The sequence below is a fragment of the Pseudomonas sp. CH61 genome, from assembly GCF_059429415.1.
Map to the genome: position 1 here is coordinate 815088 of NZ_CM182098.1, position 26092 is coordinate 841179.

General features: G+C 59.0%; 21 protein-coding genes. 12 read left to right on the forward strand and 9 right to left on the reverse strand.

What is annotated here, in order from left to right; genetic code table 11:
- Positions 1-72: 72 nt before the first annotated feature.
- Positions 73-621 (forward strand): hypothetical protein, encoded by a 549-nt coding sequence (locus AC5SEM_RS03775; protein ID WP_495472207.1) that lies wholly within the window; start codon positions 73-75, stop codon positions 619-621.
- A gap of 62 nt (positions 622-683) precedes the next feature.
- Here the strand turns inward: AC5SEM_RS03775 and AC5SEM_RS03780 are convergent, their stop codons facing one another.
- Positions 684-1862: a vWA domain-containing protein gene (locus tag AC5SEM_RS03780; protein ID WP_007911295.1), complete on the reverse strand. Its 1179-nt coding sequence runs from the start codon at positions 1860-1862 to the stop codon at positions 684-686.
- 12 nt (positions 1863-1874) lie between these two features.
- The gene (locus tag AC5SEM_RS03785; protein ID WP_007911294.1) at positions 1875-2720 is read right to left on the reverse strand and encodes an AAA family ATPase; all 846 of its coding nucleotides are present in this window, start codon (positions 2718-2720) and stop codon (positions 1875-1877) included.
- Positions 2721-3009: 289 nt separating this feature from the next.
- Between AC5SEM_RS03785 and AC5SEM_RS03790 the strand changes: the two genes are divergently transcribed.
- On the forward strand, positions 3010-3306 hold the full coding sequence (locus AC5SEM_RS03790; protein WP_254846332.1) for a DUF2442 domain-containing protein: 297 nt from the start codon (positions 3010-3012) through the stop codon (positions 3304-3306).
- On the opposite strand, the gene AC5SEM_RS03795 is transcribed toward AC5SEM_RS03790, so the two are convergent.
- Complete coding sequence (locus AC5SEM_RS03795) at positions 3266-4342, reverse strand: DUF748 domain-containing protein (protein WP_077571561.1); 1077 nt, start codon at positions 4340-4342, stop codon at positions 3266-3268. The genes AC5SEM_RS03790 and AC5SEM_RS03795 overlap by 41 nt on opposite strands.
- Positions 4343-4469: 127 nt before the next feature.
- On the opposite strand from AC5SEM_RS03795, the gene cysK reads away from it, so the two are divergent.
- From cysK to AC5SEM_RS03815, 4 genes are all read left to right on the forward strand, one after another.
- Positions 4470-5444, forward strand: a complete 975-nt coding sequence (gene cysK, locus AC5SEM_RS03800; RefSeq protein WP_495472208.1) for a cysteine synthase A — start codon at positions 4470-4472, stop codon at positions 5442-5444.
- A gap of 184 nt (positions 5445-5628) precedes the next feature.
- Positions 5629-6567: an aspartyl/asparaginyl beta-hydroxylase domain-containing protein gene (locus AC5SEM_RS03805; protein WP_495472209.1), complete on the forward strand. Its 939-nt coding sequence runs from the start codon at positions 5629-5631 to the stop codon at positions 6565-6567.
- Between the two features lie 461 nt (positions 6568-7028).
- Positions 7029-7193 (forward strand): hypothetical protein, encoded by a 165-nt coding sequence (locus AC5SEM_RS03810; protein WP_162835961.1) that lies wholly within the window; start codon positions 7029-7031, stop codon positions 7191-7193.
- A 96-nt stretch (positions 7194-7289) separates the two neighbouring features.
- Positions 7290-8153, forward strand: a complete 864-nt coding sequence (locus AC5SEM_RS03815) for a DMT family transporter (protein WP_495472210.1) — start codon at positions 7290-7292, stop codon at positions 8151-8153.
- A gap of 121 nt (positions 8154-8274) precedes the next feature.
- Here AC5SEM_RS03815 and AC5SEM_RS03820 read toward each other — a convergent pair whose 3' ends face one another.
- Both AC5SEM_RS03820 and AC5SEM_RS03825 read right to left on the reverse strand, forming a co-directional pair.
- Entirely contained in the window at positions 8275-9183 is a 909-nt protein-coding gene (locus tag AC5SEM_RS03820; RefSeq protein WP_123594763.1) for a DMT family transporter, read from the reverse strand.
- Between the two features lie 85 nt (positions 9184-9268).
- Entirely contained in the window at positions 9269-10894 is a 1626-nt protein-coding gene (locus tag AC5SEM_RS03825; protein ID WP_495472211.1) for a methyl-accepting chemotaxis protein, read from the reverse strand.
- A 399-nt stretch (positions 10895-11293) separates the two neighbouring features.
- Between AC5SEM_RS03825 and aceK the strand changes: the two genes are divergently transcribed.
- The 5 genes from aceK to AC5SEM_RS03850 all read left to right on the forward strand — a co-directional run bounded on the left by aceK (position 11294) and on the right by AC5SEM_RS03850 (position 19625).
- Positions 11294-13015, forward strand: a complete 1722-nt coding sequence (gene aceK, locus AC5SEM_RS03830) for a bifunctional isocitrate dehydrogenase kinase/phosphatase (protein WP_212622745.1) — start codon at positions 11294-11296, stop codon at positions 13013-13015.
- Positions 13016-13285: 270 nt separating this feature from the next.
- The gene (gene hrpA / locus AC5SEM_RS03835; protein ID WP_495472212.1) at positions 13286-17197 is read left to right on the forward strand and encodes an ATP-dependent RNA helicase HrpA; all 3912 of its coding nucleotides are present in this window, start codon (positions 13286-13288) and stop codon (positions 17195-17197) included.
- A 327-nt stretch (positions 17198-17524) separates the two neighbouring features.
- Positions 17525-18646: a beta-ketoacyl-ACP synthase III gene (locus tag AC5SEM_RS03840; protein WP_495472213.1), complete on the forward strand. Its 1122-nt coding sequence runs from the start codon at positions 17525-17527 to the stop codon at positions 18644-18646.
- 137 nt (positions 18647-18783) lie between these two features.
- Entirely contained in the window at positions 18784-19395 is a 612-nt protein-coding gene (locus tag AC5SEM_RS03845; protein WP_077571570.1) for an RNA polymerase sigma factor, read from the forward strand.
- Positions 19389-19625: an anti-sigma factor family protein gene (locus AC5SEM_RS03850; RefSeq protein WP_077571571.1), complete on the forward strand. Its 237-nt coding sequence runs from the start codon at positions 19389-19391 to the stop codon at positions 19623-19625. Before AC5SEM_RS03845 ends, AC5SEM_RS03850 begins: the two co-directional genes overlap by 7 nt.
- Positions 19626-19770: 145 nt before the next feature.
- Here the strand turns inward: AC5SEM_RS03850 and AC5SEM_RS03855 are convergent, their stop codons facing one another.
- Entirely contained in the window at positions 19771-21093 is a 1323-nt protein-coding gene (locus tag AC5SEM_RS03855) for a putative porin (RefSeq protein ID WP_311886132.1), read from the reverse strand.
- A gap of 283 nt (positions 21094-21376) precedes the next feature.
- Here AC5SEM_RS03855 and AC5SEM_RS03860 point away from each other — a divergent pair, with 283 nt between their 5' ends.
- Entirely contained in the window at positions 21377-22501 is a 1125-nt protein-coding gene (locus tag AC5SEM_RS03860; protein ID WP_495472214.1) for a GNAT family N-acetyltransferase, read from the forward strand.
- A 112-nt stretch (positions 22502-22613) separates the two neighbouring features.
- Here AC5SEM_RS03860 and aqpZ read toward each other — a convergent pair whose 3' ends face one another.
- The 3 genes from aqpZ to AC5SEM_RS03875 all read right to left on the reverse strand — a co-directional run bounded on the left by aqpZ (position 22614) and on the right by AC5SEM_RS03875 (position 26090).
- The gene (gene aqpZ, locus AC5SEM_RS03865) at positions 22614-23309 is read right to left on the reverse strand and encodes an aquaporin Z (RefSeq protein ID WP_077571574.1); all 696 of its coding nucleotides are present in this window, start codon (positions 23307-23309) and stop codon (positions 22614-22616) included.
- A gap of 300 nt (positions 23310-23609) precedes the next feature.
- Complete coding sequence (locus AC5SEM_RS03870) at positions 23610-25442, reverse strand: ABC transporter ATP-binding protein (protein ID WP_077571575.1); 1833 nt, start codon at positions 25440-25442, stop codon at positions 23610-23612.
- 90 nt (positions 25443-25532) lie between these two features.
- Positions 25533-26090, reverse strand: coding sequence for a peptidylprolyl isomerase (locus tag AC5SEM_RS03875; RefSeq protein ID WP_495472215.1), 558 nt, complete (start codon positions 26088-26090; stop codon positions 25533-25535).
- Between the last annotated feature and the right edge of the window lie 2 nt (positions 26091-26092).

Below are 26092 nucleotides of genomic sequence, written 5' to 3' on the forward strand. Positions count from 1 at the left end.
GTAAGTCGCCCTACATCATGCGTCGAGGAGGTGTGGAACTATCGGTCTTCATCTTTTACAAGGAAGTTACAGATGCGTTTTATGAAAGTGATGGCCCAGTCAGAGGGCGAGTGTGCGGACCGTGTCGATGGGCACATTGTCGGTTTTTATGAGGATGTGGGCAGCGTGCCGGTTTATCGGGCGAGCGTCGATCGTTTCTACAATGTGCAACGACTGGACGCCGAATATGCCGGTCATCAGGACATCGTTGCGCGTATCGAGACATTCATGTCCACCGCAACCGTCGACATGATGCGAATGTTTCACTGGAATCACCGCACAGAGGCAGGTGGTCAATCCATGGAACTGATTGCCGAGGGGAACAACAGTGAAACGGAGGCGACCCGGGTCAGGTTTCGTTTTCTGTCGCCAGAGGGCGAGATGAAGAGTGAAACGACCCTGAGTTCTGAAACGGATATTGAGAAAGCTCGTAGGGTAGAGCTGGCAAACGGCGGGACGAAAGTGGTCGCCAAAGGGAAAACGAGACGTCGCGGGCAAAAAACCGCCTCTGTCGGGCCGGCGATTCAGGACACCGTCTTTATGGACAGGCTCTGCAATTCCTATCTCGCAACAGGTTGGTAAAACGGCCGCCGATTCCGTACGGAATTGAGGGTTCCCACGCTCACGTGGGAACCCTTTGGCCGTTATTTGGACAAAAACCGCATCCCTTCCTCAAGCCCGCGCAACGTCAACGGATACATCTGATCCTCGATCAAGTCCCGCACGATATTGGTCGATGAGGTATAGCCCCAGGTATCTTTCGGATACGGGTTGATCCAGATGAGCTTCTTGTACTTCTCCATGAAGCGCTGCATCCACACGTAGCCCGGCTCTTCGTTCCAGTGCTCGACACTGCCGCCAGCCTGGGTGATTTCATACGGCGCCATCGCCGCGTCACCAATGAAGATTACCTTATAGTCAGCGCCGTACTTGTGCAGCAGATCCTGGGTCGACGTGCGCTCGGAGGTGCGGCGCATGTTGTTCTTCCACACCGATTCGTAAACGAAGTTGTGGAAGTAGAAATACTCCAGATGCTTGAACTCGGTCTTGCAGGCCGAGAACAGCTCCTCGCAGATCTTCACGTGGGCGTCCATCGAACCGCCGATGTCGAACAGCAGCAACAGCTTCACCGTGTTGCGGCGCTCGGGGCGCATCTGGATGTTCAGCAGGCCGGCGTCCTTGGCGGTGTGGTCGATGGTGCCGTCGATGTCCAGCTCTTCTGCCGCGCCTTGGCGGGCGAATTTGCGCAGTCGGCGCAGGGCGACTTTGATATTGCGCGTGCCCAGTTCCACCGAATCGTCGAGGTTCTTGTACTCGCGCTGATCCCAGACTTTTACCGCTTTGCCCTGGCGCTTGCCAGCATCGCCGACCCGAATGCCTTCCGGGTTGAAACCACCGGAGCCGAACGGGCTAGTGCCGCCAGTGCCAATCCATTTGTTGCCACCGGCGTGGCGTTCCTTCTGTTCTTCCAGACGTTTCTTGAACTCTTCGATCAGCTTGTCCAGACCGCCGAGTGACTGGATCTGCGCGCGTTCCTCGTCGCTTAATGAGCGCTCGAACTCCTTGCGCAGCCAATCTTCGGGAATCAGCGCCTGCAAGTGGTCATCGAGCTTTTCGAGGCCATTGAAGTAGGCGCCGAACGCGCGGTCGAACTTGTCGAAATGGCGTTCGTCCTTGACCAGAATCGCCCGCGACAAGTAATAGAACTCGTCCATGTCGGCGAAGGTCACGCGCTGTTTCAGCGCGTTGATCAGGTCGAGCAACTCGCGCACCGACACCGGCACCTTGGCGGCACGCATTTCATTGAACAGGTTGAGCAACATGGCATCAGCCTCTTAGCGGGTGCCGCGACGGCTCATGAACGCCAGGCGCTCAAGCAGCTGCACGTCCTGCTCGTTCTTCACCAACGCGCCGGCCAGCGGCGGAATCGCTTTGGTCGGATCGCGCTCGCGCAGCACCGCTTCGCCGATGTTGTCGGCCATCAGCAGCTTCAGCCAGTCGACCAGTTCCGAGGTCGACGGCTTCTTCTTCAGGCCCGGCACCTTGCGCACATCGAAGAACACGTCCAGCGCTTCGCTGACCAGATCCTTCTTGATGTCCGGGTAGTGCACGTCGACGATTTTCTGCAGGGTGGTGCGGTCGGGGAAGGCGATGTAGTGGAAGAAGCAACGGCGCAGGAAAGCGTCCGGCAGCTCTTTTTCATTGTTGGAGGTAATGATGATGATCGGGCGCTTTTTCGCCTTGATGGTCTCGTCGATCTCGTAAACGTAGAACTCCATCTTGTCGAGTTCTTGCAGCAAGTCGTTGGGGAACTCGATGTCAGCCTTGTCGATTTCGTCAATCAACAAAATGACCCGCTCTTCGGACTCGAACGCTTCCCAGAGCTTGCCTTTTTTCAGGTAGTTGCGCACGTCGTGGACTTTTTCATTGCCCAGTTGCGAGTCGCGCAGGCGGCTGACCGCATCGTACTCGTACAGGCCCTGATGGGCCTTGGTGGTGGACTTGATGTGCCAGGTGATCAACTTGGCGCCGAACGATTCGGCCAGTTGCTCGGCGAGCATGGTCTTTCCGGTGCCCGGTTCGCCCTTGACCAGCAGCGGCCGCTCCAGGGTGATGGCGGCGTTGACCGCCAGCTTCAGGTCATCGGTGGCGACGTAGGCCTGGGTGCCTTCGAACTTCATCTGCTAATCCTCGAACGGTAACGCCGACCTGAACGGGCAGGGCGGGGGCGAAATAATCGGATGCCCGACTATAACGCGCAGGCCGGTCGACTGTGAACGCAGACGGCTTATTCAGTCTCTGAATGGGGCGTCACATGTTGACTCAGTCTCGGCCGATGGCCAGTATTCAGGCCTCGTTGATTTGACGATAGCCTTCAGGATGTCCACTGAATCTGTGGCGAGGGAGCTTGCTCCCGCTGGGCTGCGAAGCAGTCCCCATGTGCCCGGAGGCGCTGAATTGATGCTATCCATGAAACGACCACGCTTGGCGGCTGTTACTGCACTCTCTGATTGCCGGCTTGCACTGGACTTTGTTGATGGTCGAGCGCTGACACTCGATTTGAGTCGAGATATTCAAACGTGTAAGCAGTTGCAGCCCTTGCTTGATCCCCAAGTCTTTGCGACTGCCATCTTGGGCGATAAAGGTTGGACCGTTGAATGGCCGGCCCCGGATATTCAGATTGGCGCCGATACTCTATATCTGGATGCTTTTCCAGAGATGAACTCTAACCCGCGTCCGGCTTCGGCCGCTCATACCGGGCATTGAATGCCTGTACGAAACCATTGCGCAAAATCTGCAAAAACGCTTCGAATGCGCTGATATTTTGCTGATGGACGTTGCCGCTGAGTTCGACCTTGGTGGCGAACTGGTTTTTCGCCTGGTTCTTCAGCACGGTTTCCGAGCCGCCGACGATGGCCTCCCAGACCGAGCGGAAGATGCTCTTGTTCTTGTTTTCCACATCTTGCTGCCAGTTGAACACTTCGACGTCGCGCAGCAGCGGCTTGATGTAACCGTTGACCTGGGCCTTTTTGGCCTGGGCTTCGATCACCACGTCACCGTGGCCGGCGTTGAAGTCGAACTTGCCGTAAGCCGAGGCGAAGTCGTTCATGCTTTTGAGTTCGATGTCTTTGGCGCGCAGGCGGAACTGGAAGTCTTCGAAATTACTCAGCGGATCGAAGGTGGCAGTGGTTTCCAGTGGGGCATGCCCGAGCAAAAGCGCTTTGCCCTCGAAACGGGCGTCACGTTTGCCCTGCTTGTCGACCACATTGGTCAGGTTGTAGATGCTCGCGTCGACGTTGGTGGCGTTCATGTTGACCGGCGGTTTTGAATTGAAATTGCGGAAGCTGATCTTGCCGTCGTGAATCTGCACTTCATCGAGGGTAATCGGCAGCAACTTGCCCAGTTGCGCACGCCAGTCAGTGCCCTGACCGGTCTGGGAGTTCTGCTTGTTGGCCCCGCCATCGACGAAATTGATCTCGGGATTGACGAATTTCACTTGCGCCACGACCGCATGGTCGTACCACAGCGAATGCCAGCTGACCGCAAGATCGATCAGCGGTGCATTGACGAACGGCACCGGCACTTTGCCGTCGACCTTGACGATTTTCAGACCGTTGATTTTGTAGGCGCCGCGCCATAGGGCCAGATCGACATCAGTGATCTGACCCCGGTAGTCACCCATGTCCGCCAGTTTGCCGTTCAGATAGTCGCGCACCATGTAGGGCAGGGCGATGTGCAGCGCGATCAACAACACAACGACGACGGCGAAAATCCCTAGTGGCCAACTGTAGCGACGCTTCATGACGGCAATTCCCAGACGATGTAAGCGATTGACTGTTACGCCGCGCAGACGTTCGACCCGACTGGACTGCGCCAGGCAACAGGCATACCTTGGAAGGCTGAATTCAATGCTGCATAAGGACCCAGCCATGAGCCGTATTTTTGCTGACAACGCCCATTCCATCGGCAACACGCCGCTGGTGCAGATCAACCGTATCGCGCCGCGCGGCGTGACTATCCTGGCCAAGATCGAGGGGCGCAACCCCGGTTACTCGGTCAAGTGCCGGATCGGCGCCAACATGATCTGGGACGCCGAAAGCAGCGGCAAACTCAAACCGGGCATGACCATTGTCGAGCCGACGTCGGGTAACACGGGGATCGGTCTGGCATTCGTCGCCGCCGCTCGTGGTTACAAATTGATGCTGACCATGCCGGCCTCGATGAGCATCGAGCGTCGCAAGGTTCTCAAGGCTCTGGGCGCCGAACTGGTTTTGACCGAGCCGGCCAAGGGCATGAAAGGCGCAATCGAGAAGGCGGCCGAAATCGTTGCCAGCGATGCTGACAAATACTTCATGCCATCGCAGTTCGATAACCCGGCCAACCCAGCCATCCATGAAAAGACCACCGGTCCGGAAATCTGGAACGACACTGACGGCGCCGTCGATGTACTGGTAGCGGGCGTTGGCACCGGCGGAACCATCACCGGTGTTTCGCGGTATATCAAGAATACCCAGGGCAAACCGATTCTGTCGGTGGCAGTGGAGCCGATGTCATCGCCAGTAATCACCCAGGCGCTGGCCGGTGAAGAGATCAAACCGAGCCCGCACAAGATTCAAGGGATCGGCGCCGGGTTTTTGCCGAAGAACCTGGATCTGTCGATGGTCGACCGGGTCGAGCAGGTCACTGACGAAGAGTCCAAGGCCATGGCCCTGCGTTTGATGCAGGAAGAGGGGATTTTGTGCGGTATCTCCTGCGGTGCCGCAATGGCGGTAGCGGTGAGACTGGCAGAGACGCCGGAGATGCAGGGCAAGACCATCGTCGTGATTCTGCCGGACTCCGGTGAGCGTTATCTGTCGAGCATGCTGTTCAGCGATCTGTTCACTGAGCAGGAGACTCAGCAGTAATCCAGTTGATTCAGGTCAGCCAGGGTTCAGGATCGTTATGCTAATAAATGCTTTGTTGCGCAATTCTTAACACTGAATCTTGTGTAAGGCGGGTTTTGCCCGGCGCCGGTAGTGTTTATCATGGCCGGCTGCCATGCCGGGTAAAGGGCATTGCGCAGCGTTGTCTTTATTCAAGGAGTCGTTGATGACCTTTTCGTTAGCCGCCAAGATATTGGTGCTGCTGCTGTTTGTGGGCAGCATCCTGTATGTGCATTTGCGCGGCAAGGCGCGTTTGCCGGTTCTGCGCCAGTTCGTCAACCACTCGGCGCTGTTCGCCCCGTACAACGCCTTGATGTACCTGTTCTCCGGCGTACCGTCCAAGCCGTACCTGGATCGCAGCAAATTCCCGGAACTGGACGTACTGCGCGACAACTGGGAAACCATTCGCGACGAGGCCATGCACCTGTTCGACGAAGGCTATATTCGCGCGGCGGAAAAGAACAACGACGCCGGTTTCGGCTCGTTCTTCAAGAAGGGCTGGAAGCGTTTCTACCTCAAGTGGTACGACAAACCGCTGCCGTCGGCTGAAACCCTGTGCCCGAAAACCGTGGCGCTGGTCAGTGCGATTCCCAACGTCAAAGGTGCGATGTTTGCGTTGCTGCCGGGTGGCAGTCACCTGAACCCGCACCGCGATCCGTTTGCCGGCTCGCTGCGCTATCACCTCGGTTTGTCGACGCCAAACTCCGATGATTGCCGGATCTTCGTCGATGGTCAGGTGTACGCCTGGCGTGACGGCGAAGACGTGATGTTCGACGAGACCTACGTGCACTGGGTCAAGAACGAAACCGACCAAACCCGCGTGATCCTGTTCTGCGACGTCGAGCGTCCGCTGAGCAACCGCCTCATGACTCGCATCAACCGCGCGATCAGCGCCTGGCTTGGCCGTGCCACCGCACCGCAAAACCTTGATGACGAACGCGTCGGCGGGATCAACCAGGCCTATGCCTGGAGCAAGAACTTCAGCGACAAGTTCAGCGGCGTGGTCAAACAGTGGAAACGTCGTCATCCGAAAGCCTACCGCGTGATGCGGCCGGTGCTGGCGGTGGTGGTGTTGACGTTGTTGGGGTATTGGCTGTTTGGTTAAGGCTGGATGTTGTAATAAAAAACTGCTCCTTGTGAGCGGTTTTTTATTATGAAGAGAAGGTGAACGAGGCGCCAGCGAGGACGCCTCCTGGCTCTTCCGCGGCTGGATTCACCAATGCTTCTCTGATTCGGTGCAACTCCCGTTCAGACAACCTTCCGGAGGAGCGTTTTCTATCAGCTTTTATCGATCTGGCGCCTGGCGCCTTTTTTTCAACGGCAGCCTTCATGGTGTCTCCGGCATTGATCATTAAATGAGCAGTTGTCCGATACTAGTCTTACCAAATTAGCCCTTGTCCCCCATGGTTGGGTGTCGCGATTGCAATCCAGCCTATTCACCTTGCGGCCAACTGTCCCTGCTGGCCCTTTGTCCAAATCATTGCAATCCATGTCTCACGCTGGTTATAGTCGGCGCTCGTGAGTCGTATGCCTCACCTTCCACCCTCTCAAAAAAGATCTGCGCAAATGCCTGCATCCCTCATCAACGCGGTAGTCGATTCAGCGGTCAACGCTGGCGTCGTGCCGTGCGGGAATCAGCAGCCCAAGCAGATCAGTCATTACCCCCCACCTGTCAGTAGCACGCCGGTGTGCGCAGTCGTATCACCGCCGGGCGTTGGCGTTTCGGGCTGATCAGCACTGTCTGCTGAGTCCTGCCGCCCGCCAGAAAAACCTACTGAATTTCAGCTTCGGCTGAGTTGGCTTCTTGCCTGACTACAGGTGGTATTCATGTTTGTCCTGTCGAAAAAATCCGCGCTCGCGGCGACGTCCACGAGCCTGTTCGTTCTGCTGTGGAGCAGCGGGGCGATCTTCTCCAAATGGGGTTTGGCCCACGCTTCGCCGTTTGCCTTTCTGTTGATTCGCTTTGTGATCGCCTTGTGTGGGCTGATGCTGTTGGCGCCGCTGCTGAAGCTGAAGCTGCCCAAGGGCGGCAAACCGGTGATGTTTGCGATTGCCACGGGTGTGGTGTTGTTGGGGGCCTATCAGATCTTTTATCTACTGGCCCTGAACAGCAAAGTCACTCCAGGCGTGATGGCGACCATCATGGGCGTGCAGCCGATTCTCACCGTGGTGTTGATGGAGCGGCAGCGCTCGGCGAGTCGGATGTTCGGTCTGGCCTTGGGATTGGCGGGGCTGATCATGGTGGTTTACCAAGGCATCGGTCTGGCCGGGATGTCCTTGGTGGGAATGCTGTTTGGTCTGCTGGCGCTGGCGAGCATGACGCTGGGCTCGATCATGCAGAAACGCATCACCGACAATCCCCTCGGCACACTGCCGGTGCAATATCTGGCCGGGCTGTTGTTGTGCGGGATCTTCGTGTCGTTTCAGCCGTTCCATTTTGAACACAGCACAGGTTTTATCGTGCCGGTGTTGTGGATGGGGCTGGTGGTCTCGGTGCTGGCGACGTTGTTGCTGTATCGGCTGATCGCGCGGGGCAATCTGGTGAATGTCACCAGTCTGTTTTACCTGGTGCCAGCGGTGACGGCGGTGATGGACTATCTGATTTTCGGCAATCGCCTGGCGGCGTTGAGTGTGCTGGGGATGTTGTTGATTGTGGTCGGCTTGGCATTTGTGTTTCGTGAAAGGGGGTAACAGATCGTCAGGTGGCGGCTTTTAGGCCGCCGATCGCGAGCAGGCTCACTCCTACAGGGGAACGCATTCCAATTGTAGGAGTGAGCCTGCTCGCGATAGCCATTTCAGCAGCGCCAGAAGTCTAGCGGGCTGTTACCTGCGAAGGTTTCACTACCGCCGGCTTCAACACCAACCACAACGCCGCAGCAATCAACACCCCGCCATAAATGTGCGCCATCGACAACGGCTCATCCAGCAGCAAAGCCCCCCACAGCACCCCGAACGGCGGAATCATGAAGGTCACGGTCATCGACTTCACCGGACCGATCGAGCTGAGCAGGCGGAAGTAAATGATGTAGGCAAACGCCGTGCAGCCCAGACCCAGGCCCAACAGCGACAACCAGACATTCCAGCCGCCCCAACTGACCGGCGGTGACGTGATCACGCTGTAGCCGAACAACGGCAACAGGAACAACGTCGCACCGAGCATGCTGCCCAGCGCCGACAATCGGCTGTCCAGTCCACCGGCCTGATCCAGCCAGCGACGCGCGAGGAAACCGGCAAAACCATAACAAGTGGTCGCCAGCAAGCAGGCGAGGGCGCCCATCAATAGCTGCATGTCAAATGCCACGGGACCGGCGCGGGTCAGCACGCCAACACCGAACAGGCCGAGGAACACCCCGCCGAGTTTGGCTGCGGTGAGTTTTTCACTGAAGAACAACCCGCCAATCAGCACGCCCATCAGCGGCGTGGTGGCGTTGAAAATCGCCGAATAGCCGGCTGGCAGTACTTGGGCGGCAACCGAATACAGCGTCGCCGGAATGCCCGAGTTGATCACGCCCAGCAGCATCACGGTTTTCAGTTTGCCTTTGAAATCCCAGCGCACGCGCATCAGACCGAGGATCACCAACAGGCCGGCGGCAGCGATGGACACGCGAAAAAATCCGGTCGGAATCGTGCCGATCACTGGCGCAATAATGCGCATGAACAGAAAACTTGCGCCCCAGATGGCCGCCAGCGACAACATACGGAAAATATCGACAGGGCTCACGGCGGGTCTCCTTCCTTGATCGGGACGAGAGTGTTGCCGAGCGCCCTGACGAAGGCAACCGCTATTCGGGCATGCAACTTATCGGTCAGATCGCAAAGCGTGTCACCAGATCGTTGAGATCGACCGCCAGACGCGACAGTTCCTGGCTTGCAGCCGAGGTCTGAGTGGCGCCAGCGGCGGTTTGGGTCGAGAGGTCACGGATGGTCACCAGATTCTGATCGACCTCACGCGCCACCAATGCCTGTTGCTCGGCCGCGCTGGCGATCACCAGGTTGCGTTGGTTGATCTGCGAGATCGACGCGGTGATTTTTTCCAGTGCCTGACCGGCACTGTTGGCGCGGCGCAACGTCTGACCCGCCTGCTGGGCACTGCTCTGCAAAGCGCCAACGGTTGCCCCGGTGCCTTGCTGGATGCTGCTGATCATCAGCTCGATTTCTTCGGTGGAGTTCTGCGTGCGTTGCGCCAGCGAACGCACTTCATCGGCGACCACGGCAAAACCGCGCCCGGCTTCACCGGCGCGTGCCGCTTCGATCGCCGCATTGAGCGCCAGCAGATTGGTCTGCCCGGCAATCCCGCGAATCACCTCCAGCACTTTACTGATGTCCTGCGCCTGAGTGGCCAGGCCCTCGGCTTGTGCGGAAGCACCGAGTACCGCATCGACCAGCTCCTGAATCGAACTAATGGTTTCGCTGACCTGCACGTGGCCGTGCTTGCTGTCCTCGTTGGATGCGGCAGACGCCTCGGCGCTGGACACCGCATTGGCCGCGACTTCGTCCACCGCCGTGCTCATCTCGGTGACCGCGGTGGCGGCTTGTTCAATCTGATCGTTCTGCTGCTGCAGGCCGCGGGTGCTTTGCTCCATCACCGAACTCATTTCCTCGGCAGCGGAAGCCAGTTGCTGTGCCGATTCGCTGATACCGCGAATGGTCGAGCGCAGATTGCCCTGCATCTCGGCGAGGGCTTCGAGCAACTGCGCGGCTTCATCTTTACCGCTACTGATAATTTCGCCACTGAGATTGCCGGCAGCAATGCGCCGCGCGACATCCAGTGCCTGATTGATCGGGGTGGTGATGCTGCGGGTCAGCAGCCAGGCCAATAGCAAGGTGGCAATCAGGGCGACCACGATGATCGACGCGACGATCCACAATGCCCGTTCATACATGGCTGCGGCGGCATCGGCGGCGTCGTCTGCACCTTGTTGATTGAGGCTGATCATCTGCTCCAGCGTCTTGTCGAGCACTGTGCCCTGCGGTGCCAGTTCGTTGCTCAAACGCGTGGCAGCCTGCTCGTTCTGCCCCGCGTCAATCTGGCTGACAATCTGGTCGAGAATGCTCAGGTATTTGCCGACGGCCGCGTTCAAGCCGTCGAGCATCGCCTGTTCCTGATCACTGGCGATCAAGGCTTTGTGGTCGTTGAGGCGTTTGAGCAACTCCTCGCGTTGCGCCTTGAGGATGCCTTTGCTTCGGTCGCGCACCGCAGGCTGGGAGTTAGTGATCAGACGCAACGATTCGAGGCGGATGCTGGCGATGTTCGCCGCCGCGTCATGAATGCTCTCGATGCTGGGCATCCATGATTCTTCGATCACTGCCGCACTTTCGCGCAGGGTTTTCATCTGGCCCAGACCGAACAGGCCGACCACCACCAGCAGACTGGCCAAAACGGCAAAGCTCAAACTGGCGCGCAAACCTATGCGCAGATTCCGGATAGACATCAGTGTGCTCCTTGATCTTTGAGGGGGAGAGGTCGTCCTCGTGGACCGAGGATCTTGTTGTGAGGCGGGTGATGGCGGGCTATATATCAAAGTGCCACTATTTTGGTAAGACCAATCTGGCGTCGTCGCTGAGGGTGCGTGAATTTGCAGCAAAGCCACGGCCTAGACGCGTCTGCTTTCTATTGGATCCGAAGCCCAGAGAATTCGCGGGCTGGCGCAGGATGAGAGGCAGCACCGCTCAGGCGCTTAACTGACCGAACGGTCGATTAAAAAAACTTTGCAAAAACGCTGTTGGCGTACAACCCCGGCGCAGATTTGGCAGAAATTGCACTTCACCTGTGCGCGCATCCGTAGCTAAGCTCAGGCACAGATTTCCAAACGCACGCCGAGGTCTTATCTATGCCGCAGCAATGGCCAGCCACCGACATCGCCCGCATGATCCTCGATGGCTTTGACGATTACCGCGAGCATTTCCGGCGCATCACCGACGGCGCCCGGGAGCGTTTCGAGCAGGCGCGCTGGCAGGAGACGCAAACCGCGTCGGCAGCGCGGATCAACCTCTACGAAGACAAGGTCGGCGAAACCATCGCCCGTCTGCGCGAATACTTCGACGACGAAACGCTGATGAATGTCAGCTGCTGGCCGCTGGTGAAAAGTGCCTACATCAGCGTCATCGACCTGCGATTCGACGATGAGCTGTCCGAGACCTGGTACAACTCGATTTTCTGCGGGCTGTTCAGCCATGACCTGATCAGCGACGGCTGCATGTTCATCCACACCACGCGCCCGAGCCTGCGCCGCGCCCGCGCCGCGCAAACCCGTACCTACAAACCGCAAGGGCAATTGTCGGGGATGCTCGCGAGCATTTTTGCCGACTACCGTTTCAGCGAGGATTACGCCGATCTGCCCGGCGACTTGCTTCGCCTCGAAGCGCAGCTGCGCGAGAACCTGCCGGACTGGGTGTGCAAAGATCCTGAGCTCAGCGTCGAGCTGTTTTCCTCGGTGCTGTACCGCAACAAGGGCGCGTACCTGGTCGGGCGCATTTACACCCGCGACGAGCAATGGCCGCTGGTGATCCCGCTGCTGCACCGCGAAGGGCGCGGGATCCAGATCGATGCGCTGATCACCGACGAAGCCGATGTGTCGATCATCTTCTCGTTCACCCGTTCGTACTTCATGGTCGATGTGCCGGTACCGGCGGAATTCATCGGTTTCCTGCGACGCATCCTGCCGGGCAAACACATCGCCGAGCTGTACACCTCGATCGGCTTCTACAAGCACGGCAAGTCCGAGTTCTACCGCGCACTGATCAACCATCTGGCCAATACCGATGACCAGTTCATCATGGCCCCGGGTGTGCGTGGCATGGTCATGAGCGTGTTTACCCTGCCGGGTTTCAACACCGTGTTCAAAATCATCAAGGACCGTTTCTCGCCTTCGAAAAACGTCGACCGTGCCACGGTGATCGAGAAGTATCGATTGGTGAAAAGCGTCGACCGGGTAGGGCGTATGGCCGATACCCAGGAGTTCGCCGACTTCCGTTTTCCGCTGAGCAAATTCGATCCGGCGTGCCTTGAGGAATTGCTGGAAGTCGCGCCATCGACGGTTTCAGTCGAGGGCGACACCGTGTTGATCCGGCACTGCTGGACCGAACGGCGGATGACCCCGCTCAATCTGTATCTGGAAAACGCCAACGATGCGCAGGTACGTGAGGCGCTGGAGGATTACGGCCTGGCGATCAAGCAATTGGCGGCGGCGAACATCTTTCCCGGTGACATGCTGCTGAAAAACTTCGGCGTCACCCGGCACGGGCGGGTGGTGTTTTATGACTACGACGAAATCTGCTTCCTGACCGAGGCCAACTTCCGTCACATTCCCGCGCCGCGTACGCCGGAAGACGAAATGGCCTCCGAACCGTGGTATTCGATCGGGCCGCTGGATGTGTTTCCTGAGGAGTTTCCGCCGTTCCTGTTTGCCGATTCGGGGCAGCGCAAGTTGTTCGATCAGTTGCATGGCGAGTTGTATAACGCCGATTACTGGAAGAGCCTGCAAGAGGCGATTCGTGCCGGCAAAGTCATAGACGTCTTTCCCTATCGGCGTAAAGGGTTGGATAACGAGTAAGGCCTGAAACCCTCACCCCAGCCCTCTCCCAGAGGGAGAGGGGGCCTACCGAGATGTCTCAAGTCAAACGCCGACCTGAAAGAGCTTGGCGATTATGGATTCGGCAAAGCTCTTTCAGGTCGATGTACCTTTGAAGCATCCCCCAATCGGTCCCCTCTCCCTCCGGGAGAGGGCTAGGGTGAGGGCAGCAATCCCCCAGACACGCCACAAATCCGCCAAATCTGCGACAATCCGCCCCCTGCATAAATAGACGACCGAATTGCCTACCCGATGACCGACGAATCGCCCTCCATCGACAAACTGCTGAAAAACCTCGATCACGCCATGCTCGCCGACCGTCACCGGCTGCGGCGGCAGTTGCTTGAGCTGCGCAAGAAACCCGACGAGGCCAAACTGGCTCAGTGGGTGACGCGCATGCAGGCGTCCTGTGATCAAGTGCTGGCGCGCAAGGCCAGCCTGCCAGTGATTCGTTACGACGACAGCCTGCCGATCGCGGCCAAGCGCGCCGAGATCAAAAAGGCGCTGGAAAAACACCAGGTGCTGATCATCGCCGGCGAAACCGGCTCGGGCAAAACCACCCAGTTGCCAAAAATCTGTCTGGAAATCGGTCGCGGTCAGCACGGTCTGATCGGCCATACGCAACCACGCCGAATCGCTGCTCGCAGCGTCGCCAGCCGCGTCGCCGAAGAACTCGGCACGCCGCTCGGTTCGCTGGTCGGCTATCAGGTGCGTTTCGAAGATCAGAGCGATTCCAACACCCTGATCAAACTGATGACCGATGGCATCCTGCTCGCGGAAACCCAGAACGATCGCTACCTCGAACGCTACGACACGATCATCGTCGACGAAGCCCATGAACGCAGCCTCAACATCGATTTCCTGCTCGGTTACCTGAAAACCCTGTTGCCGCGTCGCCCGGATCTGAAAGTCATCATCACCTCGGCGACCATCGATCTGGAGCGTTTCTCCAAGCACTTCGATGATGCGCCGATTGTCGAGGTGTCCGGTCGCACCTTCCCGGTGGACACCTGGTATCGCCCGCTGACCCTGGAGCAGGACGAAGAGGGCAACCGCGTCGAGGATGACCTGACCGTCGATCAGGCGATCCTCGCTACCCTCGATGAAATTGCCGCTTACGAACGCAGCGAACGCCGCAGCCCCGGTGATGTGTTGGTGTTCCTGCCCGGCGAGCGTGAGATTCGCGACGCCGCTGACATGCTGCGCAAGGCCCAGATCAAACACACTGAAATCCTGCCGCTGTACGCGCGCTTGTCGCCCGCCGAGCAGCAGCGGATTTTCCAGTCGCACCCGGGCCGTCGCGTGGTGCTGGCAACCAACGTTGCCGAGACTTCGCTGACCGTACCGGGCATCCGTTACGTGATCGACAGCGGCACCGCGCGCATCAGCCGCTACAGCTATCGCGCCAAGGTGCAGCGTCTACCGATCGAAGCGATTTCCCAGGCCAGCGCCAATCAGCGTAAAGGCCGTTGTGGTCGGGTCGAGCCGGGCATTTGCATTCGGCTGTACAGCGAAGAAGATTTTAACGGCCGCCCGGAATTCACCGATCCGGAGATTCTGCGCACCAACCTCGCCGCCGTAATCCTGCAGATGCTGCATCTGCGCCTCGGCGAGATCACCGCATTCCCGTTTATCGAGCCGCCGGATGGCAAGGCGATCAGTGACGGTTTCAACCTGCTGCAAGAACTCTCGGCGGTGGATCGCAACAGCCAGTTGACCCCGCTCGGTCGCCAACTTGCGCGCCTGCCGGTCGACCCGCGCATGGGCCGCATGTTGCTCGAAGCGGCCAAGCTCGGCAGCCTGCAGGAAGTGCTGATCGTCGCCAGTGCCATGTCGATTCAAGACCCGCGCGAGCGTCCGCCGGAACGTCAGCAAGCGGCCGATCAGGCTCACGCACAGTGGAAGGATGTCGATTCGGATTTCGCCGGTTTGGTAAATCTGTGGCGTGGTTTTGAAGAGCAACGCCAGGCGCTGACTGCGAGTCCGCTGCGCAACTGGTGCCGGAAGAACTTCCTCAATTATCTGCGTCTGCGCGAGTGGCGTGATTCCCATCGCCAGTTGAGCCTGATCTGCCGCGACATGCAGTTGAACCTGAATAAAGAGCCGGCGGATTACCCGAAACTGCACAAAGCCGTGCTGGTCGGTCTGCTCAGCCAGATCGGCCAGAAAACCGAGGACGGCGATTACCTTGGCGCGCGTCAGCGACGCTTCTGGATTCATCCGTCGTCGGGCATCGGCAAAAAACGCCCGCAATGGCTGATGACCGCCGAACTGGTGGAAACCACCAAGCTATACGCGCGCATGGTCGCCAAGATCGACGCCGACTGGATCGAGCCGCTGGCCGGGCACCTGATCAAGAAAAACCATTTCGAACCGCACTGGGAGAAGAAGCGCGGCCAGGTCGTGGCGTTCGAACAGATCACCCTGTTCGGGCTGATCGTGGTCGGCCGCCGGCCGGTGCATTACGGCCCCGTGGACCCGGTGGGTTCCCGCGAGCTGTTTATCCGCGAAGGTCTGGTGCGTGGCGAGATTCAGTCGAAAGCCAAGTGTCTGAGCGCCAACAAACAACTGCTGGAACAGCTCGACGAACTGGAAGCCAAGGCTCGTCGCCGCGACATTCTCGCCGACGAAGAAACCTTGTACGCGTTCTACGATGCGCGGCTGCCGGCGGAGATTCATCAGACCGCGACCTTCGACAGCTGGTACCGCATCAACAGCCAGAAGAACCCGCAATTGCTGATCATGCGCGAAGAGGACGTGCTGGCCCGCGAGGCCAGTGAAGTCACCGCGCGCGATTACCCGGACACGTTGCACATCGGTGATCTGGAACTGGCGCTTACCTATCACTTCGAACCCAATCACCCACGCGACGGCGTGACCCTGCGCGTGCCGGCACCGCTGTTGCCGATGCTGCCGCCGGAGCGCTTGGAGTGGCTGGTACCGGGGCTGATCGAGGCCAAGTGCATCGCCCTCGTGCGCAACCTGCCGAAAGCGCTGCGCAAGAATTTTGTGCCGGTGCCGGACTTCATCAAGGCTGCCTTGCAACGCATGACCTTGGCCGAAGGCTCGTTGCCGCAAGCGCTGGGCCGCGAATTACTGCGCATGACCGGCGCGCGGGTCAGCGATGAGGCGTGGGCAGAAGCCGAGCAAGGCGTCGAAGGGCATCTGCGGATGAACCTGGAAATCGTTGATGGCCAGGGCAAATTCCTCGGTGAAGGTCGCGATCTGGCCGAGCTGACCGCGCGGTTTGCCGAAGCCAGTCAGGCCGCACTGGCCGTGCCGCAAAGTGCGAAAAGCCAGCAACCGGTGGAGGCGAAGGTCTTTGCGCCGGTGGCGGAAAAGACTCAGCAGAAGATCGCCGGGCTGTCGATGACGGTGTATCCGGCGCTGGTCGAAGAGGGCGGAACGGTCAAGGAAGGGCGCTTCTCGACCCCGGCCGAGGCCGAGTTCCAGCATCGTCGTGCCTTGCAGCGCTTGTTGATGCAGCAACTGGCGGAGCCGGCCAAGTTCCTGCGCAGCAAGTTGCCGGGGCAGACCGAACTGGGCTTGCTCTATCGCGAGCTGGGCCGCGTTGATGCGCTGGTTGAAGACATTCTCCTGGCGAGCCTCGACAGCTGCATTCTCGAAGGCGGAGACCCTTTGCCCCGCGACGGCGCCGGGTTGGCGGCATTGGCCGAGCGCAAACGCGGCAACTGGACCGAGCATGCCGAGCGCGTGGCCCGGTTGACGCTGGAGATTCTCAAGCTCTGGCACGGTCTGCAAAAACGCTTCAAGGGCAAGATTGATCTGGCGCAAGCCGTGGCGCTGAATGACATCAAGCAGCAAATCAACAATCTGGTGTATCCGGGTTTTGTCCGCGAGACGCCGATGCAGTGGCTCAAAGAGTTGCCGCGTTACCTGAAAGCGGTCGAGCAGCGTTTCGAAAAGCTCGGTGCGCAGGTGCAGAAGGATCGCGTCTGGAGCGGCGAACTCGCCGGCCTCTGGGCGCAATACCAGACCCGCGCGGCGAAACATGCGCAGGAAGGCAAACGCGATCCGCAGCTTGAGCTGTATCGCTGGTGGCTCGAGGAATACCGGGTGTCGCTGTTCGCCCAGCAGTTGGGCACGAAAACGCCGATTTCTGACAAACGCCTGAACAAGCAGTGGACTCAGGTCGAGCACTGACCTTGAGCCATACGCAATCCCCTGTAGGAGTGAGCCTGCTCGCGATTGCGGTGTGTCAGTCACATTATCACTGGCAGACAGACCGCTATCGCGAGCAGGCTCACTCCTACAGGGGGATCGCGTTTAGCAGGAGAAAGGCGCCAAAAGTCCACGTTTATGGCAAACTTCGCGACCATAAACGCCGGTTTCGCGACCCAGAGCCTTCGGCCAGGTCGCGCGACGGAATAAAGCGATGCCAGGTTTGCGTCCCCCGGATGGGAATAGACCCTTTGTGTGTTGGTACGACGGTTCCAGCACTTTCTGCCTGAACAGATTAGAGAAACGACCATGCATAACGTCGTCATCAGCGGCACCGGCCTGTACACCCCGGCCAACAGCATCTCCAACGAAGAGCTGGTGCAGTCTTTCAATACCTACGTCGCCCAGTTCAACGCCGACAACGCCGACGCGATCGCCAGCGGCGAAGTCCAGGCCCTGACCGAATCCAGCGCTGCGTTTATCGAAAAGGCTTCCGGCATCAAGAGCCGCTTTGTCATGGACAAGGACGGCATCCTCGATCCACAACGCATGGCCCCGCGCCTGCCAGAGCGTTCCAACGACGAATGGTCGGTGCTCTGCCAGATGGCCATCGGCGCTGCCGAACAGGCCCTGCAACGCGCCGGCAAAACCGCCGCTGACATCGACGGCGTGATCGTCGCCTGCTCCAACCTGCAACGTGCCTACCCGGCCATCGCCATCGAAGTCCAGGAAGCTCTGGGCATTCAGGGTTTCGGTTTCGACATGAACGTCGCTTGCTCCTCGGCGACCTTCGGCATTCAGGCCGCGGCCAACAGCGTGCAACTGGGCCAGGCCCGGGCGATCCTGATGGTCAACCCGGAAGTCTGCACCGGTCACCTGAACTTCCGCGACCGCGACAGCCACTTCATCTTCGGCGATGCCGCGACTGCGGTGATCATCGAGCGTGCTGACACCGCGACGTCCAAGCACCAGTTCGATGTAGTCAGCACCAAACTGCTGACCAAGTTCTCCAATAACATCCGCAACAACTTCGGCTTCCTCAACCGCGCGGCTGAAGAGGGCGTCGGTGCACGCGACAAGCTGTTCGTGCAGGAAGGCCGCAAGGTGTTCAAGGATGTCTGCCCGATGGTTGCCGAGCTGATCGGTGAGCATCTGCAAGAGAACCAGCTCAACGTCGGCGACGTGAAGCGCTTCTGGCTGCATCAGGCCAACCTGAGCATGAACCACCTGATCGTGCGCAAGCTGCTGGGCCGTGACGCCACCGAAGAAGAAGCGCCGGTGATTCTCGACACCTACGCCAACACCAGCTCCGCAGGTTCGGTGATTGCTTTCCACAAATATCAGGACGATCTGGCTGCCGGTTCGCTGGCGGTGTTGAGTTCGTTCGGTGCTGGCTATTCGATCGGCAGCGTGATTCTGCGCAAGCGTTGAAAAGAGGTTTAATTTCCTCTTAATCGCGCCGACCTTTCCTACATCCGAATCGGCTCAAACGCTGTAATTTTTCGGAAATGGCGGCAGGTGAGGACCTGCCGTCGTCATTTTCGAAATCGGCACAAGGAAATTTTTGGATGGCGGCTGACGACACCCAACTGCTTGCGCGCCTGCTGGCCGGTGAGCAACAGGCTTTCAAGGAACTGGTGACGACGTATCAGAGCGCCATGCGCGCCGTAGCGTATGCGATTGTCGGGCAGCGCCATGTCGAAGAAGTGGTGCAGGACGCCTGGCTTTCCGTGGTGCGCCATATCGCCAGCTTCGAGGGGCGTTCCAGTCTCAAGACCTGGCTGTTGACCATCACTGCCAACTCGGCAAAAAGTCGCTACAAGCAAAATCGCCGGGAAGTGTTGATGGATGATTTGCCATCGCCCCATGGCACCATCGATGACGACCGCTTTTCTCCCGGTGACGGCCATTGGCTGGTCGCCCCGTTCGCCTGGCACCAGGACACCCCTGAAGCCCTGCTCACTGAAGACGAATTGCGCGAGTGCCTGGAGCATACGCTGCTGAGCCTGTCAGAACTGCAGAGCAGTGTTTTGCTGTTGCGCGAACGGCAGGGGCTGGAGCTGGAGGAGATCTGTAATCTTCTGGAGATCTCGCTCTCCAATGTCCGTGTGCTGCTGCATCGTGCGCGGCTGAAAGTCTTCGCGACCGTGGAGCATTTTGAGGAGACCGGAGAATGTTGACCTGCAAGGAGCAAGTGGCACGCTCCAGCGATTATCTCGATGACCAATTGAGCTTTGGTGAAAAGTGGATGGTGCGTCATCACCTGATGTTTTGCCCGAACTGCCGGCGTTTCATTCGTCAGATGCGTTTGATGCAAGCCACCTTGAAGGCGATGCCGGAGAAACCGGAGGACGGGGTGGATGCGCTGGCTGAGCGTCTGGCGGCGCAGCGGCGGGACGATAGCCCGTGAAAAAACACAGCCCGATACAGCGCCAGCGAACGGATGATGGGGATCGCTGTAACTGGACCGGGCTGCAGGAAAATCAGCTTCGATCGACAAGTCGCAAGGGGAGCGGTGACTTGCAGCTTGTCGCTCGAAGCTTGTAGCTGTTTTCTTAGAACTTGGCTTCCGCATCCAGCTGCAAGGTGTTGGCATCAGCGTCACGCTGGGTACGGCTGGCGAAGTCGGCCTTGGTCAGGAAGTACGTGGCACCGATAGCGAAGTTCTTGTCGATGTCGTAACCGACCTTGAACTTGTGGCCACGGGAACCAGTGGTGCCGTTGGCGAAGTCGGAGTCGGTGAAGGCGCCGACCACGGCATTACGCTGCACGTCACGATAGTTGTAATCGAGGTTCAGGCCGAAGACTTTCGACTTGGCGCCCAACAGCCACGCAGTGTCCTGATCGGTCACGGCGTCGTTGTTCTTCACGTACTGACCGTAGAACGACAGTGGCATCGGCAGACCGCCGATGTCGACCTGGCTGAACCCTTCATACAGACGGAATTCGTTGTTGGCCGAGTTGCCGTTGACCGCCAGCGCACACGGTGTGGAAGTGCCGGTGCAGCGGCTGTCTTCGTCGTTCTGGTAGGCGTAGACACTGCCGCCCACAGTCACTTTCAGGTTGTCGGTGATGTTGAAGCGGCTACCCAACTGGCCAGCGGTCAGACGCAGGTCGTGACGGAATTGCACGCCATCGCCGTCAACGTTGTCCTTGAGGTTGTAGTTACCCAGGCTGCCGAACAGTTCGGCGCTGCTGCCCAACGGGTATTTGTAGGTCACGGCCAGACCTTCCGGGTTGATGTCGCTGTCCCAGATCACGTCGCCCATGCTGACCCACGGCTGAAGCATTTTGCCGCCGATGATGTGCAGGTTCTTGATCTGATCCGGGTGGTAGTCGATGTAACCCAGGTCGAGCCAGATCTGCTTCTTGTCGAAGTAGTTGTCCTGGTCCTGGTTGGTCGAACGGGCATCGTCGCCGCCGCCGGTGGCGATACGGATGCCGGTGTCGACCTGTGGGTTGATCTCGGTGTAGGCGCCCAGACGGGCACGGATGCGCTGACGATCCTTGTCGCGGCCGCCGTTGTTCGGTTCGCCGTCGATCTTGATGGTTTCCTGACGGATACGCACATCGCCTTTGAACTGGGTCTTGGCCGCCCAGGCGAGTTTCTGGTCGAAGACGCTTTGTTCGTTGGTTTTCTTCGCAACAGCGGCGACTTGTTCGTTGGTCTCTTGCTGCGCCTGCTGCGCGATTTGCTGAGCCTTCTGATCCTTGGCCAGTTCAGTTTGCAGTTCGATGTACTGCGCCTGGGAAATGGAACCGTTAGCCTTGAGCATGTCGAGCAGTTTGGCGTCGACTGCAGCACTGGCCGGAACACTCATGGCCAGCAACAAGCCACCGCACAGGGCCGCCGCAGTTTTCGTGGAAGCAAGACGCATAGCAATCTCCGAAGATGAGAGGGGATGGCACAGCCATCCGGGGCACAACCGACGATTCGAGCGTCGGAAAACAGTGTCCGGGTAGAACCCGGCGCTCTAAAAACAGGCGCCAGTATCGCGATGGTTTATGACAGAGCAGTGGCACAGTGATGGCAGGTTGATGACGATATCGATTCGCCCTGAACTATTGATCTAGAGCGCTGTCGGCCGATTGCGGGTGTGCAATGCCGCGCAATCGGCGATACTCGCCGGGCGCTGAAGTCCTGTTGTGGAGAGCTTGTTGATGCCGTTGCAACGCCTGCAAAACCTGTCGGAAATTGCCCCGGCAAGCTGGGATGCGCTAGTGCCTGAAAGCCAGCCATTTTTGCGCCATGCCTTTCTCAGTGCGCTGGAAGACAGCGGCAGCGTTGGCCCTCACACCGGCTGGCAACCTGAGCATTTGCTGCACATCGAAGAGGGGCGTCTGATCGCCGCGTTACCCAGTTATCGCAAGTGGCATTCCTACGGCGAGTACGTGTTCGATCACGGCTGGGCCGACGCCTGCGCCCGCGCCGGCATCGATTACTACCCCAAGCTGTTGACCGCTGTGCCATTCAGTCCGGTCAGCGGCCCGCGCTTGTTGGCGGCCAATGTCGAAGACGGTTTCGAACTGCTCAAGAGCCTGCCGGGCTACCTGGAGATCGAAGGGCTTTCCAGCGCGCACATCAATTTCACCGACGCTTTCACCGATGCTGCGATGGCCGAACAGCCGGGCTGGCTGCAACGCATTGGCTGTCAATATCACTGGCAGAATCGCGGTTATCGCGACTTTCAGGATTTCCTCGACGTGCTCAGTTCGCGCAAGCGCAAGCAGATGCGCAAGGAGCGCGAGCAGGTGGCGGGGCAGGGCTTTGAGTTTGAATGGCTGGAAGGGCGGAAGCTGGACGAGGCACAGTGGGATTTTGTCTACGCCTGCTATGCCAATACCTATGCGGTCAGGCGCCAGACGCCGTATTTGACGCGGGAGTTTTTCAGTCTGCTGGCCGAGCGCATGCCCGAGGCGATTCGCGTGGTGCTGGCGAAACAGGGCTCACGGCCGGTGGCGATGGCCTTCAGTCTGGTCGGGGGCGACAGTTTCTACGGCCGCTATTGGGGGTGTCTGGCGGAGTTTGATCGACTGCACTTCGAGACCTGTTTTTATCAGGGGATGGATTATGCGATTGCCCAGGGTTTTCAGCGTTTCGACGCTGGCGCCCAAGGCGAGCACAAGCTGATTCGCGGGTTCGAACCGGTGATCACCCACTCGTGGCACTACTTGCTGCATCCGGGGCTGAAAGCAGCGGTGAAGGATTTCCTGCAACAGGAACGGGCCGGCATCCTCGCCTACGCCGAAGAAGCAAAAACAGCCTTGCCCTATCGCCAAACATAAGTCCCTGTGGGAGCGAGCCTGCTCGCGAAGGCGTCGTGTCAGACGACATATACGTTACTGACACAATGTCTTCGCGAGCAGGCTCGCTCCCACAAAGGGATTTCATACGCCCTCAGGTTTCTTCCTTGCCCAGCCATCGATAGATCCCGCCACCGACCACCGCGCCAATCAGCGGTGCGACCCAGAACATCCACAGCTGCGCAATCGCCCAGCCGCCGACCATCAGCGCCGGCCCGGTGCTGCGTGCCGGGTTCACCGAGGTGTTGGTGACGGGAATCGAGATCAGGTGGATCAACGTCAGGCCCAGGCCGATGGCGATGGGTGCCAGCCCGGGTGGTGCGCGTTTATCGGTGGCGCCGAGGATGATGATCACAAACATCGCGGTCATCACGAACTCAGTGACAAACCCCGCCGCCATCGAGTACTTGCCTGGCGAATGCTCACCATAACCGTTGGATGCCAGGCCTGTGGCGATGTCGAAGCCCTCCTTGCCGCTGGCGATGTGGGCGATCAGCGCCGCCGCGAGAATCGCGCCGAGCACTTGGGCAATGATGTAAGCGGGTAACTCCTTGGCCGGAAACCGACCGCCGACGAACAGACCGACCGAGACGGCCGGGTTGAGGTGACAGCCGCTGATGTGGCCAATGGCGAATGCCATGGTCAGCACCGTCAGACCAAACGCCAGGGCCACCCCCAGCACCCCGATTCCCAGTGGTGAAGACGCGGCGATCACCGCGCTGCCGCAACCACCCAATACCAACCAGAACGTACCCAACAACTCAGTGACTGAACGTTTGAACAGAGACATGAGAGGCGTCCTTGATAGCCCTGCTATCGAGACTGCATCGCGTTGTGCATCCTTGCAGACTTACGACAGGCTCCCTTCCGGAACCTTGGCTGAGTACAGCAGGCTTTTGGTGGATTTCCAGCGGCCACAAAAAAACCGCCAGCGCCCGTGGTTGGCGGGTTGTGGCGGTGATCGTTCCCACGCTCTGCGTGGGAATGCTTCAAGGGACGCTCCGCGTCCAGTGACGCGGAGCGTCACGGGCTGCATTCCCACGCAGAGCGTGGGAACGATCTTGGACAGGTTTCGCGTTGGGCAGAACTGTCAATCGATGCCGACAAACCCCCCGGTCTGGTGCGCCCACAGCCGTGCATACAAGCCACGGTGAGCCAGCAATTCAGCATGGGTGCCGCTCTCGGCAATCTTGCCGTTCTCCAGGACCACCAGCCGATCCATGCGCGCGATCGTCGAGAGACGGTGCGCAATCGCGATCACGGTTTTCCCCTGCATCAACGTTTCCAGGCTTTCCTGAATCGCTGCCTCGACTTCCGAATCCAGCGCCGAAGTCGCTTCGTCCATGATCAAAATTGGCGCGTCCTTGAGCAGCACCCGCGCAATCGCAATGCGCTGACGCTGACCACCGGACAATTTCACCCCACGCTCACCGACATGCGCATCGAAACCGGTGCGGCCCTCAGCGTCCGACAACAGCGGAATGAACTCATCGGCGCGCGCCTTGTGCACCGCGTCCCACAACTCGGCATCAGTCGCATCGGGTTTGCCGTACAGCAAGTTGTCGCGGATCGAACGGTGCAGCAGCGAGGTGTCCTGGGTGATCATGCCGATCCGCGCGCGCAGGCTTTCCTGACCGACTTCGGCGATGTTCTGGCCGTCGATCATAATCCGTCCGCCTTCGACGTCGTACAGGCGCAGCAGCAGGTTGACCAGCGTTGATTTGCCGGCACCTGATGGCCCGATCAAACCGATTTTCTCGCCCGGTTTGATGTTCAGGTTGAGGTCGCCGATGATCCCGCGCTTCTTGCCGTAGTGAAAATCCACGTGCTCGAAGCGCACTTCGCCACGGGCCACTTCCAGCGGTCTGGCTTGCTCGTGATCGGTGACGCTGACCGGTTGCGAGATGGTGCGCAGACCGTCCTGAACCATGCCGATGTTTTCGAAAATGCCAGTGACCACCCACATGATCCAGCCGGACATGTTGACGATGCGGATCACCAGTCCAGTAGCCAGGGCAATTGCGCCGACGGTAATCAACGACTGCGTCCACAGCCACAGCGCCAACGCGGTCGTGCCGACGATCAGCAGGCCGTTCATGGCAGTGATCGCCACGTCCATGCTGGTGACCACGCGACCGGCCATTTGCGCTTTGACGGTCTGTTCTTCGATGGCTTCCTTAGCGTAATGCTGTTCGAAGTTGGTGTGGGCAAACAGCTTCAGCGTGGCGATGTTGGTGTAGCCGTCGACGATGCGGCCCATCAGTTTCGAGCGCGCGTCGGAGGCTTCCACCGAGCGCTCTTTCACCCGCGGTACGAAGTAATACAGCGCGCCGATGTAGGCGACAATCCACGTCAACAGCGGGATCATCAAGCGCCAGTCAGCCTCGGCGAACAACACCAGCGAACTGATCGCGTAGATCACCACGTGCCACAGCGCATCGACCGCTTGCACCGCCGAATCACGCAGCGAGTTGCCGGTCTGCATGATGCGTTGGGCGATGCGCCCGGCGAAGTCGTTCTGGAAGAAATTCAGGCTCTGTTTGAGCACGTAGCTGTGGTTCTGCCAGCGGATCATGCTGGTCATGCCTGGGCTCAGGGTCTGATGCACCAGCAAGTCGTGCAGGCCGAAGAAGATCGGTCGCAGCACCAGGGCAACCACCAGCATCCACGTCAGTTCGAGGGCGTGGTCGCTGAAGAAATTCGGGTTGGGTGTGCCTTGGGCCAGGTCGATGATGCGGCTCAGGTAACTGAACAGCGCCACTTCGATCAGCGCGGCGAACAGGCCGACGACGAGCAGGGCGGCAAAACTCGGCCAGACCTGCTTGAGGTAATAGGTGTAGAAGGGGAGAACGCGGTCCGGCGGAGACGCCGTCGGGGCTTCACGGAATATGTCGATCAGTTGTTCGAAACGGCGATAGAGCATCAGATAACCGCCCGGAGTACGGGCTCTCCTTTTATCGGTGTGAGCGGCGCGCGGGATCAGGCCGGCGCCGCTCGATACGCCCTGTACAGCTTAGTCGATGACTTTGGCCGACTTGATGAACACAGGGTCGGAAGGCACATTTTGCATGCCTTGTTTGGTGGTGGTCGGCGAGTTGACGATGATGTCGACCACGTCCATGCCTTTGACCACTTTGCCGAATACTGCGTAGCCATCGCCCTGGTCGAGGAAGTCGTTGTCCTTGACGTTGATGAAGAACTGGCTGGTCGCCGAATCAGGTACGGAAGTGCGAGCCATGGACAAGGTGCCACGAACGTTAGCCAGACCGTTTTTGTGTTCGTTCTTGATTGGCGCCTTGGTTTCTTTCTGCTGCATCTGTTGGGTGAAACCGCCGCCCTGAGCCATGAAGCCCGGGATCACACGGTGGAAAATCGTGTTGTTGTAGAAGCCGCTGTTCACGTAATCGAGAAAGTTCTTGGTACTGATCGGCGCTTTGACCGGATCCAGCTCGATTTCGATTTGGCCGTTGGTGGTGTCCAGCAGCACGTGCGGTGCCTTGGCCGGCGTGGCAGCCATCAGGTTGGCGGCAAACAGCACAGTACCAGCGGCGAGGGCGAGTTTTTTCAGCATGG

Bases quoted from the DNA above. Each gene is read 5' to 3' on its own strand.
- AC5SEM_RS03815 (WP_495472210.1), top strand. From the start codon at position 7,290: ATGTTTGTCCTGTCGAAAAAATCCGCGCTCGCGGCGACGTCCACGAGC.
- AC5SEM_RS03845 (WP_077571570.1), top strand. From the start codon at position 18,784: ATGGCGGCTGACGACACCCAACTGCTTGCGCGCCTGCTGGCCGGTGAG.
- aceK (WP_212622745.1), top strand. From the start codon at position 11,294: ATGCCGCAGCAATGGCCAGCCACCGACATCGCCCGCATGATCCTCGAT.
- AC5SEM_RS03775 (WP_495472207.1), top strand. From the start codon at position 73: ATGCGTTTTATGAAAGTGATGGCCCAGTCAGAGGGCGAGTGTGCGGAC.
- hrpA (WP_495472212.1), top strand. From the start codon at position 13,286: ATGACCGACGAATCGCCCTCCATCGACAAACTGCTGAAAAACCTCGAT.
- AC5SEM_RS03860 (WP_495472214.1), top strand. From the start codon at position 21,377: ATGCCGTTGCAACGCCTGCAAAACCTGTCGGAAATTGCCCCGGCAAGC.
- AC5SEM_RS03850 (WP_077571571.1), top strand. From the start codon at position 19,389: ATGTTGACCTGCAAGGAGCAAGTGGCACGCTCCAGCGATTATCTCGAT.
- AC5SEM_RS03795 (WP_077571561.1), bottom strand. From the start codon at position 4,342: ATGAAGCGTCGCTACAGTTGGCCACTAGGGATTTTCGCCGTCGTCGTT.
- AC5SEM_RS03805 (WP_495472209.1), top strand. From the start codon at position 5,629: ATGACCTTTTCGTTAGCCGCCAAGATATTGGTGCTGCTGCTGTTTGTG.
- aqpZ (WP_077571574.1), bottom strand. From the start codon at position 23,309: ATGTCTCTGTTCAAACGTTCAGTCACTGAGTTGTTGGGTACGTTCTGG.
- AC5SEM_RS03870 (WP_077571575.1), bottom strand. From the start codon at position 25,442: ATGCTCTATCGCCGTTTCGAACAACTGATCGACATATTCCGTGAAGCC.
- AC5SEM_RS03875 (WP_495472215.1), bottom strand. From the start codon at position 26,090: ATGCTGAAAAAACTCGCCCTCGCCGCTGGTACTGTGCTGTTTGCCGCC.
- cysK (WP_495472208.1), top strand. From the start codon at position 4,470: ATGAGCCGTATTTTTGCTGACAACGCCCATTCCATCGGCAACACGCCG.
- AC5SEM_RS03855 (WP_311886132.1), bottom strand. From the start codon at position 21,093: ATGCGTCTTGCTTCCACGAAAACTGCGGCGGCCCTGTGCGGTGGCTTG.
- AC5SEM_RS03790 (WP_254846332.1), top strand. From the start codon at position 3,010: ATGAAACGACCACGCTTGGCGGCTGTTACTGCACTCTCTGATTGCCGG.
- AC5SEM_RS03780 (WP_007911295.1), bottom strand. From the start codon at position 1,862: ATGTTGCTCAACCTGTTCAATGAAATGCGTGCCGCCAAGGTGCCGGTG.
- AC5SEM_RS03785 (WP_007911294.1), bottom strand. From the start codon at position 2,720: ATGAAGTTCGAAGGCACCCAGGCCTACGTCGCCACCGATGACCTGAAG.
- AC5SEM_RS03810 (WP_162835961.1), top strand. From the start codon at position 7,029: ATGCCTGCATCCCTCATCAACGCGGTAGTCGATTCAGCGGTCAACGCT.
- AC5SEM_RS03840 (WP_495472213.1), top strand. From the start codon at position 17,525: ATGCATAACGTCGTCATCAGCGGCACCGGCCTGTACACCCCGGCCAAC.
- AC5SEM_RS03825 (WP_495472211.1), bottom strand. From the start codon at position 10,894: ATGTCTATCCGGAATCTGCGCATAGGTTTGCGCGCCAGTTTGAGCTTT.